The organism is Alicyclobacillus macrosporangiidus CPP55, assembly GCF_000702485.1.
GTDB classification, from domain to species: Bacteria; Bacillota; Bacilli; order Alicyclobacillales; family Alicyclobacillaceae; genus Alicyclobacillus_H; species Alicyclobacillus_H macrosporangiidus_B.
The window spans coordinates 3,875,951-3,890,424 of the sequence record NZ_JNIL01000001.1 but is presented as its reverse complement, the minus strand read 5'-3'; the positions used below and the strand labels follow the sequence as shown (position 1 = coordinate 3,890,424).

Below are 14,474 nucleotides of genomic sequence, written 5' to 3'. Positions count from 1 at the left end.
TCAGAGCGGTGAACGTGATTGCCGACCTGCGGCGTACACAGCCGGCTCCTGCACAGCGACATCTCGGAAGGCCGATGGTGCAGTAGCATCGTGCCGCCGAGCGATCCAGCAAGCGACACCCGCCCCCATTAACAATGCGACCGTCGCAGGCGGAGACAGGCGAAACAGTGGTGAGCGCGACAGAACGGTGGTTAACGAGTATGTGCAGACGGACAAGACGATCATCGCGGCAAGCCCCACAATGACGGTGAGGCGCGCGCCAGGCGCCTTTTCAAGCCATAGGCGTGGCGACATGGGCGTGGCCATCAGTACGACGACGACGCCGACGAGAATGAGGTATAGGAGCACCGTGCCCCAGTAAATGGGCACCGTCAAGGAACGCGCAACGACGATTGCCTCCAGTAACACAACCACAAGGCCCGTGGAGAGGATCGTTCCCCAGCGGGTCAGAACGTCTCTCATATTTGTCGGCTCGCCCGTAGCCCGGGCCCATTCTTCGGCAAACGCACCGAGATCGCGACCGACGACCGCCTCCAGCGACTTCCCGTCCTGTACCGCAACCGTGAGATGATGCCGAAGCTCCGCAGCCATCTCGTCGATCCTACGCCGAGGCAGACCCTTCAGTACCCAATAGACGATGCAGTCCGTCAACACCGCGTCAACGGGATCCGGGTTTGTGGCTTTCATCCAGGCATCCCTCCATTTCGCCTTGGCTCCGCAAAACGCCTTCCTTCCACGGCCTGAGTACCGCATCCACAGCCGCGGAGAACCGCCACCACTCTTCAGCCCATCGAGCTAGCCCTTCCCGGCCTCCCGGGAGTATGTGGTAGTATTTGCGCGGCGGCCCCATCTCTGACGGGACAAACCGCCCCTGAATCAGACCCGACCTTTCGAGCCGCGATAACAAAGGATAGATGCTGCCTTCGCTCACCAACTCCATCCCGTACTGTTGCAGTTTTTGGACCATCTCGTAGCCATAGCTAGGCGCCTGCGCGATGATGCTGAGAAGACACATGTCCAGCGTTCCTTTCAGCAATTGCGTGTACCGCTGGTCCATGCCCTCACCCTTCCGGTATCTTGTGCAGCACAATACCTGTTACCATGATATACTCCTGTAGCTTGTAGTGCAAGATAGGTGCGCACCGTGAGGGCACGTACAAGCGAGTTTCTGCCGAAGACACACGGGATCGTTCTGGAGCTACTGCGGACGTGGACCGTAGGCGGTGTTATGAATTCGTCACAGGGAAACGGTTATTGACGTTCGCGTTCACGTCATCCTCCCCACCCGGCCGCGCCAGTTGTACACGTTGAACATCCGCACTGAGATGAGTCCCATCTGGTCCCTTCGGTGTCCTCACTTGTGGCACACCTCAAGCAATTCCCTGTCCTCCAGATGGCCTATGTGTACCATTGGTACGCCAGTCTATCTCTCGAACAAAATGTCGCAGGTGACCCTGTTCCTTCGCGAAGACGGGCAATGATGTACGAGACACAAGCCGTCTCACCACTGGACGTCCTCCATACACTACATTGACTCTTGATTCGGGGGGAGGTGACACCGAATGTACGATGGCGGATGCTTTGGCCCCTTCACCCGATGGGCAGTCGTGTTCTTGATTATCTTCGTGCTGTTCATCCTGCTTGTTCCGTTCACCGGCGGATACGCAGGAGCTGGTTATTGAACAACCGGCGTAAACGGATTGCATCTCGTTGAAAGGAGTGACCCGAATGTACGACGGCGTTTTCGGTGGTTTCACCCGATGGGCAGTAGTGTTCTTGATCATCTTCGTGCTGTTCATCCTGCTGATTCCAGGTGGTTACGTGCGTACCTGTACAACCACCTCTGTCTACTGAGGGTTAATCGTCTTACGCAGAAATCCCCCGAATCAACCGGGGGATTTCTGCTAAAATCCCGGTTTGTTGATCACCCGCGCATCACTCACTTCGAGCGTACACAACCTCTCCGTCAATCATGGTCAAATCGACCTGAAGTGTCGCAATCATCTGCGGGTCCACGTCCAGGATGGGGGCGTTTAGAACCACGATGTCCGCCAATTTTCCGGGCTCGAGACTCCCCTTCAGGTGCTCCTCAAAGCTGGCGTATGCCCCGTTGTATGTAAAGAGCCGGATGGCGTCGAGTACAGAAATCCGCTCGGCTTCACCGGTGCTCCGGCCCGACTCGGTCTGCCGTGTAACGGCCGTCTGAATGCCACGTAACGGATTGTCCGTTGTAATGGGGGCGTCTGACCCACCCGCCGCCACAATGCCCTCGCGCAGATACGATGCGACGGGAAACATGTACGAGACCCGTTCTTCGCCGTAGTTGCGCAGGTAACCGTCGCCGAACTCGTGGAAGAAGGCTGGGTTCGGAATGGGGACGATCCCGAGCTTTTTGATCCTGCGTAGCAGGTCCGGCGGGACCATTCCAGCGTGCTCGATCCGATGGCGGTGGTTGGTCCGCGGATACTCGGCCAATGCCTGCTCGATGCAGTTGATCATCATTTCAACGGCGCGGTCCCCGATGGCGTGCGCGGTGATCTGCCAGCCCTGCCGGTGGGCCGCGCCGAGCACGCGGTTGACCTCTGCCTGCGAATAGTACTGGATGCCGCTGTAATCCGGCATGCTCAAGTACGGTTGACGAGTGGCGCACGTGGGGCCGCTGCTGCTGCCGTCGAGGAACAATTTCGCCGGTCCGATCCGGAAATAGGCGTCTCCAAGCCCTGTGCAGATGCCCGTCTTCAGCACATCGGACACGAAGCGATCGGATTCGTTCAGCGAACACCAGATGGCGTACACTCGCGTCTTGATGGCGCGGCTCTGTGCCGCCTGCTGCATGACCCGCATTTGCAACGGGCCATAACCACCCGCGTCGTGGACCGAGGTTATGCCTGCTTGATGAAAGTGCCGGTCGGCTATCCTCAGGCCTTCCAGGAGCTCGGCCTCAGTAAACATGGCCCGTTGAAAAGCCGCCATATGCGCGCTCTCCTTCAACAAACCGTTCGGGGTCCCTCTCGCGTCGCGGCCGATTTCACCGCCTTCCGGGTCCGGGGTGTTTTCGCTGATCCCCAGTAGTTCCAGAGCCCTGCTGTTGCAAACGGAAATGTGTCCGCAGGTACGGACGAGAAGGATGGGGTGCTCCGTCGACACAGCGTCCAAGTCCCAGCGTGTGGGGTGCCTCCGTTCCGCCAGTTTTGCATCGTTGTATCCCCAGCCGCGCACCCACCTGCCTTTCGGGGTTTTTTCCGCCTGACGGCGGAGGCGCTCCTGGATGGTGGACAGGGACGCCACGCCAGTCTTGCAGTCTGCGCTGAGTTGGTTGGTGCCGTACATGGCGAAGTGCAGGTGCGAGTCGATGAACCCGGGAAGAACGCTCCGTCCTCCGGCGTCGATCACGCGCGTATCTGGACCCACCAAGGCTGAAACGCTGCCGGTGCCGCCGACGGCAAGAATCCGGTTCCCGCGAACCGCGACTGCGGACGCGATGCGGTTGCGGGCGTCTACCGTAATGACTTGGCCATTGAGGATGACAGTATCTGCAAACACGCGCTCACACCCCCATTTTCGCTGTGTTGGATAAGCAGGCTGTCAGAGGCTGTCGAGGACAGCCCCACTGGCTGCGTTCCCCATCGGGTAAACTGCGGGACGGTTTAGTACAGTTTGTCGCCCGACGATTTTCGGTATCATTATAAAAACTCTTTTCGTAATTTTTCTGCTTTTATTAGGCATCCTGCTAAGGGATAGTGCCCCACTACCTCCCGTTAACTTTTCCGTTGGGTCTTAGCCCCATTGCGAATCGTCGTAGTAAACATAAAGTGTTCTTGACTTGGCATCTAAGAAACAAGCCATTCGTTCAGTGTACCAAGCTTGACCTTTGTATCTCTTATCTATTAATGAGTAATAGTATCCATCACGCTGGACTTTTGGTAATGGATTCTTTCTCCCGGACATGGGATCTTCGTGCCCAGGCGCGGGATCGATCAAGGAGTAAGGCACAACAGTTCCAAATTTCCATCCCTTTTCCTTCGCGGAGATGATGAAAGCATCCATTTGCGTCTGATTGAACTGTACGACCACATAGTCTTGTACCTCATCTATGGCAAACAGATGGTCGTTTTCAAGTACATGAATTGACATTTGAATATGAATGTTCGTACGGCATGCGATACTGTACGCTGCACCACCAAAAAGCCTTGCAAAGACGAGTATGCTCACCCCGCAAACACAAATGACACCCGCTGTAATCGCCCACCATTTCAGAAGTACTGCTTTTCCCAGGACACGCCATCTGATGATGTTACAGCCAACGTATAATGGCCATAAGTTGACGGTGTTTGTTGTCCGGAAACTGGCGGATTCGGTGGCCATGGCGGATGAACGGGGCAACTCATCCGAGTTGCCCCGCTGCCACTGCAGTTTACACATAGATCTTGGCGTCGTAGGTTGCCGCTTTTCTTAACGTGAGCACCGTTGATTTGCCATCCGTCGACCCGGGAAAGATGATGCACCAACTGCCCGCCATGTCCATCTCCAGCCGTCCCCATACAAACTGCCTGCCTATTCGCAAACCAATCACTTCTCCACAGTGCAAAGACACGGAGTCGTCCCCACACTGAACCGAGAACCGGTCCGACTGTCTGTCGTAACGCAGGGTGCCGCGCTTTGCAGTTCGCCTGGTCATGTCAACTCCCCCTGTATGACCAGATTCACGATGTGATCATCAATGATCCGGTGCTTCGTCTGGGCACCGTACATGAGGCAGTGCGTGCACACCTTGTTGATCATGCGTGCTGCGCCACTGGAGAATCGATAAACCTCATCGATGGCCTTGTCCGAGAAAATATCGTGCTCGGCCCCGGCATAGGCCAGGTGACGTCGGATGTACTCACCGACCTCTGCCCGGTCGTAATACGGAAGCTTGCACTGTATGTCGATTCGTTGGCGGATGGCGGCGTACGCCTGGAGGTTTAGACGCTCCCAGAGTTCGCTCTGCCCGACCAGGATGAGCGCCATGGGGCTTTGCGCGTCCATGCGGAAGTTGAGCAGGAAGCGCACCTCCTCCAACATCTCTCGGTCGAGAAGATGAGCTTCGTCTACGACGCAAACGGGCTGCACGTGGTGAATGCCGCGCATGAGTTCTATCTCGCGATGCAATTGTCGCTTTGCGTCGCCGCGGTAGAACTTGGACTCACACCCGAGCTGCTCTAACAGTCCTTTGTAGAAGTGGCGAGGCGTGAGTTTCGAGTCTGACAGGTAGAGGACCTGGTACTTGGCACTATCCAGTGTCTCCGCAAAACGGCGAATGGTCGTGGTCTTTCCCGTTCCGCAGTCCCCGGTGACGACACAGAACAGTTGCCGCTGCGCCGCGTAGGAAAGCCGCCCCAGCGTGTCCTCCAACGATGGCGATGTGTAGAGCTCTCCGGCCGGAATGTTTCTGGCGAACGGGGTGTGCCTAAACTCGTAGAATGACTCAAACATCTCCCTTCACCTCGTTCCACGCGGAGGTGTAGGAGATGGCCCGTGCCTGTCTGTGTTGACGTTGCTCATGCTGTTTTTGCGCAGCGCCCAGCAGCCTGGAGGCGTCTGCTGGTTGGGGCCCCAAGTGTTCCGGCAACTTGGGTCGTTTGCCAGCCCGCTCACCGATGACCATGGGGCGAGCTTTCCACGGTTCATATCCCTCGTACTCGATGGTCACCTCGCTGATGTCTGCCGGATCGTAAATGACGTCCACCGTGCAACCGATGAACGACAACCCCACCTCATACTTCCGGTCCATGAAACTGATGCACCCGGATTTGTCCACTTTGCGCGTCTCGGCATGCAGGAACGCATTGGCGAGGACCTCCGGCTCGACAAATCGCAGCGCCTTACGGTCACTACGGTACGCCGTCTCTGGGCTTATGGACTGATTGTCTGTGGAAAGCGCGGCGTGCGGCTTGTTCTGGTAGCATTCCGACAGCCATACGGAGAACTTCTGATTCAGTTCTTCCAGTGTCTGCGGTTTGTCCAGGGCAATCTCGCTGAGAAATGAATCGACCGTCCGATTGAATTTCTCTACCTTGCCCTTACTCTCGGCAGCGTACGGCTTGGTGTAGAGGAGCCGTATCCCAAGCTTGGAACAGGTCCGGGCCATCCAACGGGTTCGGTACTGTTTTCCGTTGTCGAAGTACACAGAATCCGGGGCGCCGTATTTCTGGATGGCTTGGCGAAAACAATCTTCCACGATGGCCTGGTCGAGGGTGGGGTAGAACTCGGCATGGAGTACGTACCGCGTGGCGTCGTCCAGGAACACGACGAGGTAGACCTGTTTCCTTGCGCCGCCAGGCCCGATGGGCAGATACGGGCCGAACTTGATGTCCGACTGCCACAATTCATTTCGATGCCGACGCTGAAACCGGCGGGCGGCTGTACCGGTTGCGGCGTACATCCGCATCTGACGGGAGCTATACCCCCGCTCTGCCAACTTCTCCTGCAGGGTGCTGCGCTTGATCTGGCCCGGCTTTGCATACCCCTCCCACTCAAGGATCTGAATGATTTGGGAGATGCTGCGCGTGGGAACCTCCCGTCGCAGCAAGATGGCCTGTTCCAGAAGCGACTCCGGGATGGCGTCTGGTCTTTGATACACTTTGGCTTTTGGCTTGAGGCCCTCGAAACCTTCCTTGCGGTACTGGGCCAGATACCGACGAATGGTTCGTTCTGAGAGACCCGTTTGTGCGCAGATCTCAGCCCTGATCTGTCGCGCACGGCCTGCATCCAGGCCATCTGCAAGCAGCCGAGACAGCATCTGCACCCGATTTGCGGCGATTTCCTCCGCCTTCCTCGAATCTTTCATGCCAACCACCTCCATTTTGGTAGGGTCAGCATGAACGTACAGTGACGAGACGCGGATCAACACGCCGAACGGGTATGTCTCCACAAATGTAGATTTGCAATCGGTCGGACAGCACGCGCCAGCCAACCGGGATGATGCCCAACAACCCGTCCGATTCGATGGAGTGCGGTTTGTGGATGAGCGGACGAACTCTCCACAGTCCACTGGAAGCGGTCAGCGATGGACTCCAGGCAGCCGGCGGCATATGGGGCAAAGACCTCAAACCACTGACGCCAGCGCCGCAGCGTTGATTCCTCAACGCAGGCAGGCGTCGCCTTATCCGTGACAGCATCCTCAATGACCTGTGCCTCGTGGCGGCGATAGGGAACCAGAAAGCTTGGCAGTTCGTGGTGGATCTTGTTGCAATCCCGGCAGCGCAGTCGGCGGATGATGAGTTTTACCTTGTTGCCGGAACTCTGAACCCAGGTCCTTTTCCGACTCCCGATGACGCGAAGCTCACCTTGGCAACAAGGGCAGGGGACATTCTCCGCACTCCGGACAAAAAACACCGGCGGTGTGGCTTTCAACAAGCTTAAAGTTTGATATACTGACCATATCCGAGTGATGGGACGCCCCTTGTGATGCTGTTGGCGCAGCACCACGTAAAGAGGGGCGTCTTTCCTTTCCTAGGATACGGCCATTTTACTCAGCAATTTTCGGACAGGCAATAACGTCAGCTTTCGGCCATTTCGAAATGGCTAAAACATGGATGAGTGAGACAACAAGCCAAACAACCATCGGTATGCATATAATGATGAGAAATATCACAAAAATATAACCTATTTTGTTAGCTAAACTGCCAAGATATAATTGAGCATGTACATTCAATGGCATCTCCTCACCTAAAACCGATTATGACACACCCACCTAGTCCTATCACGAAACGAATAAAAACAATTCAAAAAGAAGCGAAAGGCACCTCTATGGAACTATGTTCAAGACGGTAGTTCCACATCAAGCAATCGATGGAACGAGAAGTCAGGCTACAGTTCGCTGACAATGGCAGAAAGATGCGTATTATTAGTGATGTACGTCCTGTCTAACGTACCGCTCTCAGAGACTGCTGAGGTTTGTCCAAGCCCGTTTTTATACCTGCCCACAAGTCAAAGATTTGGAGTGCCTCCTCGAGCGGCTGCCGAACAAAGTATGGTGAACGTAGCCGAGATGGCCGCGCTGCTGCGTGGGCAGAGACGCTGTCGGCCAATGTAAGTACCAGAAATGACGAAACGAACCAGCCCTACCGCGAGTTCACAGCAGGGATTCTTCGTTGAGGGACGGCGCGCTGGCTGCAGATCTCAAGTTGCCCCGATTAAACGGTTACGTGTTACGTCGTGAGGTGGCCACGATCGTCTTCCGCATGAAGTTGCTTTAACGCTTCGTGAATATGATCTGCAACCGTAAGGTGGTTTCCTAAACCGTAGTCCGTCCACCACCTCGGTTTATAATCCAATTCATTACCTTCCTCATCTACAAACTGCCCCCTCCAATTCCGAAACCCGTAGTCGGTTACAAAATCCGCGGCGGTAATGTCTAGTGCTCCTACGGTTTCAAAATACCCCTTTAACCATCCCTGATTATTAACAATTTGAGGAGGAATAAGTAGTTGCATTGGGAAATACAGGTTATTATACAACCTTATTGTAGATGTAAATTAGGTTCGCTCCTCGTACAAAGCCGTCCTTGCTTGGCAAATTTGTACGTATTACCCTTCCCAACAAGTATAACCCTTGTTTAGGTTGTACAACGAAGATATCACCCGGTTTCGGCCTTTTTCTTGATGGCTTCATCTTAACAAGCAGTTCACATTCCACTGACCGTATCACCCCATCCTCGCTCGATTGTCAATCCACGCGTTACCCCAATCGACTGCCGACACCGCCGGGTTCTTCTTTGGCAATTATTTCGGCACTCGAAGGTTAGAAATCTGTTAGAAGTCGGCGCCGAGCACGCCACGGAAACGCGAACGGCGCGATTCCCGGATGCCCGAGAAACCGCGCCGCTCCTGTGTTTTCTGGCGGAGAGGGTGGGATTCGAACCCACGGTGCCCTTGCGGACACGGCGGTTTTCAAGTTCGATCCCAGGCTTGTCCAACGTCGTCACACGTCACAATCACAATGTTTACAGGACTTCATACGTAGTTGCTTCCGGCGAAAGTGTGTTAAAGTCCAACGGACTTGTACGGTCAATTATACCACGGATTCAATTGTGGGGGCACGACGACAATAAAGTACCTGTAAATCCTGCTGCAAAGCCCATCGGTCTGATGTCGTATATTCACAACCTCTTCTTGATCGTCCCGTCCCATATCCGCTTCATCTCCCTCTCACTGCCACACACAGGACAGCAGATCGGGTTAATATGTGTTTAACGTCTATGCATTGGCCTCAGCAGCAAGAGGGATCAACCCCCACCCCTTCATTGAAGGTACGGGCTAATTGGGCGTGCCTACGGGTGCGCCCACTTGTATTTTCGTTTTGAACAGTTAATAACTATTGCATTGAACTGTGCGACAAGTGTATCATGTCGATGTAAGGACAATTATTAACTATTCATAATGAGGTGATCCCGATGCCCCGCCCCCGCAAAGCCGATGCAGACCGCCGAGATCGTAAAGTGATGGTCTACTTGACCGAGACTGAGCACACCGCGCTAACCGAGGCAGCCGATCAGATGGGCCGTCCCGTTGCACACCTTGCGCTAGACGCCGTCCGTCAATGGCTCGACCGTCTGACCCAGCCGCCAGCGTCGTGGGTGGCAATGCGCACGGCACAGGCTGAGTCGATGGATAAGGCGATCCTACATGGCTACGTGTGTGACAGAGGACACCATTTTTGGATTGAATGGGGCAGCGCATTGGCTGTGCAACAATGCCCCCAGTGTGGCACGTCGCACGTGCGCCCTATGCGTCGGCTGTGGCGGGGGTATGCGGAGGATAGATAAGCGACCACCGTTTTTACACCGTTTATGATTATCTCCATGACGCTGCAACACCAATTGTTTTTCAACGTTAAAAACTCTTCTATTGGAACGTTGCAGGTACACGGTGGCCTGATCCAAGTCAAAAGAAAAACCCGCCGAAGCGGGACGACACCTAAAACGGACGATGAGTTATCTTGACAACCTTGTCCTCAAGCTCTATAGCACCATCTCGATTCACTGTCAAAAACGCCCTTCGTTGCGGAAGACTCGTAGGTGTATTGTCTTTTAGGATGTCGACTCGGTCTTCGTTACAGTAAACTCTGGCTTCGAAGCAGTCCCTATGGGTCTTGTCCCAGAAAATAAACGACAGGTTGGCCATATCGGCCAGGTACATTCACCACGTCTGTTTTGAATAGACAATAGTTCACCCCATGCATAGAATCAGCGGAAGTCTCTGCTTGCCATCTAACGATCCCATTGTCAACGTCACACGTTATCACCCATCCATTTGCGAGCTCAAAAGATGTACCTGTTGTTTCCATCCCCATCACCCTCGCGCTCACACAATTCTGCAAGCGGCAGGAATATCCCTGCTTAATTGAAGTCGCATACAAAAAGACCGCCAACCTATACGGATGGCGGTGCCACAAGGGCAAGGATGGCACAGGTAGGTTGCACTTACATGCTTCATACTATGCAACTACCTGCTCCAACAATACGGCTGTTATCGATAGTATCGGTGATGGTGCCGCTTCTTCTTGGCCTTAACCAACACCTTCTGGCCTGGGTGGAGGACGATGGTGATGGGCCTTTGCTTCTTCTTCATGTGATCACCACCTTTCTGTGCTATCCATATGCGACCCGGACAAGATCTGCTTGGACGAAGCACCATGATCTGTCCCGATATTCCGGAAAGCGACCATCCGAAGGGGATGATCCGAGTCAGGCCCACCGTGGAGAGGGCGAGGCGTACGATCCTCGCGTCGTCTATCCTCTCCACGCTGGGTCCGACTGTCACCATCCGGGTGTCAACATCGGATGTAAAATCCCCAATTACAGCGGATAAGAATTCCCTGTGTTTGATAACGTAAAAGTTGACCACGTGGGGGTACATTGACAACCAAAAAGTTGACCACCCCGGCACCTCTTTCCTGTACCCTGGAGTTTGGTCCGAACTCTGGGGGGACAGGAGGAAAGGAATGTGCTCGAGATGGTCGACAAGGAGTATATCAGAAAGCGGTACTATGTGGACGGGTGGTCGATACGTAAAATCAGCCGGCAATGCCAAGTGTCGCGACAAACAGTGCGCAAGATGCTGGCCGACGCTGATATCCCCAAGTATCGGTTGACCAAACCCCGCTCCCGCCCGGCTATGGAACGATGGATCCCCGTCATCGAGTCCTGGCTTAAGGAGGAGGAGAAGGCGGGAGCCCCCAAGAAACAGCGGTATGTGTCCTCAAGAATCTACGAGCGGCTGCAGGAGGAGTACGGCGAGGAGTTCACCGCGGCTGAATCCACCGTCCGGTACTGGGTAAGCAGGCTGAGAAAACGCAGGCAGGAGGCGTATATCCCACTTACTTCGGACGCCGGTGAGCTGGCGCAGGCCGACTTCGGGCGAGTCGTTGTGAAGATAAACGGCAAGAAGACGGAGGTCAGCCTGTTCGTCATGCGGCTGCGGTACAGCGGCGTCATCTTTGCCTGTGCCTTCTCTACGGAGAAGATTGAAGCGTTCCTCGAGGGTCACCGCCGCGCATTCGAATGGTTCGGTGGCGTGCCACGCAGTGTTCGCTACGACAACCCAAAAACCGCGGTTACCAAGATCCTGGCTGGCCCCGCCCGCGAGGAGCACGTGCTTCTGTCCAACCTACGTGCCCACTACCTGTTCGACAGCGAATTCTGCCGTCCCGGTGAACCACACGAAAAAGGCAGCGTCGAAAACGGCGTTGGTTACGTCCGCCGCCATACGTGTGTTCCCGTTCCTGACGTGGCCGACCTGGATGCCCTGAACGACCTGATTCTTCAGTGGTGCGAGAAAGAGCGTGGCAAACGGTGGTCCGCTTGGGAGCAAGAGCGGGCAGGGCTGCGTGCACTGCCGGAGCGCCCTCACTGTTGCGCTACCACACGGCCCGTCACGGTGAACAAGCTGTGTCTCGTCAGCTTTGACCACAACCGCTACTCCGTCCCCAGCATATACGTGGGCAAGACGCTGCTGTTGAGGGTGTATGCCGAGCGGATTGAGGTGCTCGACAGGGAACGGGTGGTGGCCAGTCACCCCAGGAGCCACGTAAGCGTCAAAGCCCCCACACCTTGCGTTTCTCCAACCGTCGTGCGACAGTCATGGACGACAACAATCAGCCCCGCCAGGAGACCCAGCGGGGCGATTTCTCATGCTATCCTTTTTTTCCACGTCTCCGGATTCGTTCCGGCAGGCGATCTGACCACGGGAGCAACGCGTCCATCGCTGCCCGGTCATCCGTTCGGATGTTGGGTAGCCGCTCGAACAGGTATTCCAGGTACAAATACGGGTCCAGCCCGTTCTCCTTGGCTGTCTCCACCAGGCTGTAGGCGATGGCGCTCGCCCTCGCACCCTGTGGGGTGTTGGCAAACAGGAAGTTCTTGCGACCAATTACAAACGGCTTGATTGACCGCTCGCTCCGGTTGTTATCCAACTCCAGATGGCCGTCCTCCAGGAACACCACCAGCTTGTTCCACTGGTTCAGGCAATACGAGACCGCCTTGCCCAAAGCACTCTTGGGCACCACCTGTCCGCTCTGCTCCTCAAGCCATGCTAAAAACTCGTCAAGCACCGGTCGGCTCAGCCTCTGCCGTTCGGCACGACGTTCCTCTGGTGTCTCGTCTTTCAAACCGCGCTCAATCTTGAACAGCCTGTTGCAGTACTCAAGCCCAATCCGGGCTGCTGTCGGTTTTTTCCGTTCGGCTGTCGGCAGAGCTGTGAGCGCCTCGTCGAACTTGCGCCTCGCGTGTGCCCAGCACCCCACCAAGGTGACGCCCTCGATGTCGTGGTATCCGCTGTACCCATCCACATGCAGGTAACCCTTGAATCCCCCGAGGAACCGCCTTGGATGCTCCCTTGAGCGGGTCTCCTGGTAGTCGAACAGGACGATGGGGGGCCCATCCCGGCCGCTGCGGTACAGCCACATGTACGACTCCGACTCGGCCGCCCGTCCAGGCTCGTGCAGCACCTGTAGCGTCGTCTCGTCCGCGTGCAGGTACTTTCGTGAAAGCATCTCCTCGTGCAGTCGGTCATACACCAGGCTAAGCCATCGTGTCGCGCCTATCACGACCCAGTTCGCTAAGGTCTGCCGCGACAATGCCAGGCCCTTCCGGGCGAACTGCTGCTCCTGCCGGTACAGTGGCAATCCGTCCACGTACTTCTTGTCAATCACATGTGCCAGCATCGAGGCGGACGCCAGACTGCCCGGGATCGGGGGCCTGGGCATCTGCGCCTTGACCATCGGTGTTTCGGTCCCATGCTTGTCACACGGCCGGCACGCGTATTTATACTGCACATGTTCGACCAGCACCGTCTGAGCCGGGATGTGCTTGAGCTCACGACGGACCTCAGCGCCCACCTCGTCCATGACTGCGTTGCAGCACGAGCAGATCCGCTCTTGCTCCGACAAACGGTATTCAATCCGCTCCACAGGCAGATCTGCGAGCATGGCCTCCCGCTGGCCAGGCTGTTTCTTGCGTCGTTGATACGTAACCGTCTCGACAGTGGGTTCCTCTGCCTCCGGTTCCGCCTCCGCCTCGGCCTCGTTAAACACCAGGTCCAATCGAACCTGGTCCTCTTTCGTGCGTTCGCTGGATTTCCCGAAATGCCGATGGCGGGCCAGGCGAAGCTCTTCCAACAGCAGCTTCACCTGCTTTTTCAGCTCCGCGTTTTCCCGCTCCAACGCTTCGTAGCGTTCCTGCAGGGATTCCGGTTGGTTGGTGGTCACCGTCGTCGTGTTCATCATGCAAAAGGACTTCGACGCAGCCGCCGAAATCCCTTGTTAGAAAGGCATCTTTTGCGATTTTCCCCGTCACACCACTCTCTTGGCTGAGACCTGCGGGTGGGCCTTCTGCTGGGTGAGTGACAGCCCGTCCAGCAGCCAGTTCAGTTCCCGTCGGCCAATGACGACAGTCTTGCCGGCACTGGTGTCAGGCCATTGAAACCGTCCACGCTCCAGGCGTCGGTAATACAGCCAGAAGCCGTTGTGCTCCCAGTACAGGATTTTCAGCTTGTCCCGCTTCCGGCTACAAAAGACGAAAATGCACGGAGAAAACGGATCCAGCTCGAAAGACTCCTGAACCAAGGCTGCCAAGCCGTCGATGGATTTGCGCATGTCTGTGCTGCCGCATGCCAGGTACACACGCAGTTCCGGTCCGGTACCGATGTTCAGCATAGGCCGGACAACGTGCGTACCACATCGCGCAGCAGTTCAGTGTCGTAACCGGGTGTGACCTCGATGATGGCCGGGCCCACTCGGACGGACAGCGGCTTGTCCACCTCTCCGGTCGGTTCCTGGACATGAATGGGGACCGGATTAACACCCGCAGATTGGACACATACTCCCGATATTGAGCTCTTTCGCAGTTTTTCTTCAGCCCTTTGCCCTGGTCTATAAATTGCCATCGGTCGTCGGTCCGTCAAGGGCCGCTGTCGCTGAACCTCCGGTTCCCC

General features: G+C 55.9%; 12 protein-coding genes and 1 pseudogene. 2 read left to right on the top strand and 11 right to left on the bottom strand.

The window, feature by feature from the left end; all coding sequences use genetic code 11:
* The gene (locus N687_RS22615; protein WP_029423415.1) at nucleotides 1-687 is read right to left on the bottom strand and encodes a hypothetical protein; all 687 of its coding nucleotides are present in this window, start codon (nucleotides 685-687) and stop codon (nucleotides 1-3) included.
* A complete protein-coding gene (locus N687_RS21595) occupies nucleotides 659-1,057 on the bottom strand; it encodes a PadR family transcriptional regulator (protein ID WP_081841580.1) in 399 nt (132 codons plus the stop codon). The genes N687_RS22615 and N687_RS21595 overlap by 29 nt, the downstream gene beginning before the upstream one ends.
* A 671-nt stretch (nucleotides 1,058-1,728) precedes the next feature.
* Here N687_RS21595 and N687_RS25220 point away from each other — a divergent pair.
* On the top strand, nucleotides 1,729-1,854 hold the full coding sequence (locus N687_RS25220; protein ID WP_269320507.1) for a hypothetical protein: 126 nt from the start codon (nucleotides 1,729-1,731) through the stop codon (nucleotides 1,852-1,854).
* Between the two features lie 81 nt (nucleotides 1,855-1,935).
* Here N687_RS25220 and N687_RS0119295 read toward each other — a convergent pair whose 3' ends face one another.
* The 7 genes from N687_RS0119295 to N687_RS25635 all read right to left on the bottom strand — a co-directional run bounded on the left by N687_RS0119295 (nucleotide 1,936) and on the right by N687_RS25635 (nucleotide 8,655).
* Nucleotides 1,936-3,543 (bottom strand): amidohydrolase, encoded by a 1,608-nt coding sequence (locus N687_RS0119295; RefSeq protein ID WP_029423413.1) that lies wholly within the window; start codon nucleotides 3,541-3,543, stop codon nucleotides 1,936-1,938.
* Between the two features lie 234 nt (nucleotides 3,544-3,777).
* Nucleotides 3,778-4,422: a hypothetical protein gene (locus N687_RS24175; RefSeq protein WP_156040231.1), complete on the bottom strand. Its 645-nt coding sequence runs from the start codon at nucleotides 4,420-4,422 to the stop codon at nucleotides 3,778-3,780.
* A complete protein-coding gene (locus N687_RS0119285; protein WP_029420732.1) occupies nucleotides 4,415-4,678 on the bottom strand; it encodes a DUF5348 domain-containing protein in 264 nt (87 codons plus the stop codon). The genes N687_RS24175 and N687_RS0119285 overlap by 8 nt, the downstream gene beginning before the upstream one ends.
* Nucleotides 4,675-5,475 carry an ExeA family protein gene (locus tag N687_RS0119280; protein ID WP_029420177.1) on the bottom strand — a complete coding sequence of 267 codons (801 nt, stop codon included), beginning with the start codon at nucleotides 5,473-5,475 and terminating at the stop codon, nucleotides 4,675-4,677. Before N687_RS0119280 ends, N687_RS0119285 begins: the two co-directional genes overlap by 4 nt.
* Entirely contained in the window at nucleotides 5,468-6,829 is a 1,362-nt protein-coding gene (locus tag N687_RS0119275; RefSeq protein ID WP_029420735.1) for a DDE-type integrase/transposase/recombinase, read from the bottom strand. The genes N687_RS0119280 and N687_RS0119275 overlap by 8 nt, the downstream gene beginning before the upstream one ends.
* A 56-nt stretch (nucleotides 6,830-6,885) precedes the next feature.
* Nucleotides 6,886-7,377 carry a DUF6431 domain-containing protein gene (locus N687_RS24955; RefSeq protein ID WP_074956871.1) on the bottom strand — a complete coding sequence of 164 codons (492 nt, stop codon included), beginning with the start codon at nucleotides 7,375-7,377 and terminating at the stop codon, nucleotides 6,886-6,888.
* 1,116 nt (nucleotides 7,378-8,493) lie between these two features.
* The gene (locus tag N687_RS25635; RefSeq protein ID WP_419670164.1) at nucleotides 8,494-8,655 is read right to left on the bottom strand and encodes an Imm26 family immunity protein; all 162 of its coding nucleotides are present in this window, start codon (nucleotides 8,653-8,655) and stop codon (nucleotides 8,494-8,496) included.
* 2,342 nt (nucleotides 8,656-10,997) lie between these two features.
* On the opposite strand from N687_RS25635, the pseudogene istA reads away from it, so the two are divergent.
* Nucleotides 10,998-12,059: pseudogene (gene istA / locus N687_RS23510) on the top strand (IS21 family transposase); the annotation flags it as partial.
* A 118-nt stretch (nucleotides 12,060-12,177) separates the two neighbouring features.
* On the opposite strand, the gene tnpC reads toward istA, so the two are convergent.
* Both tnpC and tnpB read right to left on the bottom strand, forming a co-directional pair.
* A complete protein-coding gene (gene tnpC, locus N687_RS0119250; RefSeq protein WP_029423408.1) occupies nucleotides 12,178-13,764 on the bottom strand; it encodes an IS66 family transposase in 1,587 nt (528 codons plus the stop codon).
* A 69-nt stretch (nucleotides 13,765-13,833) separates the two neighbouring features.
* Nucleotides 13,834-14,196, bottom strand: a complete 363-nt coding sequence (gene tnpB / locus N687_RS0119245) for an IS66 family insertion sequence element accessory protein TnpB (protein ID WP_029419935.1) — start codon at nucleotides 14,194-14,196, stop codon at nucleotides 13,834-13,836.
* Nucleotides 14,197-14,474 lie beyond the last annotated feature (278 nt).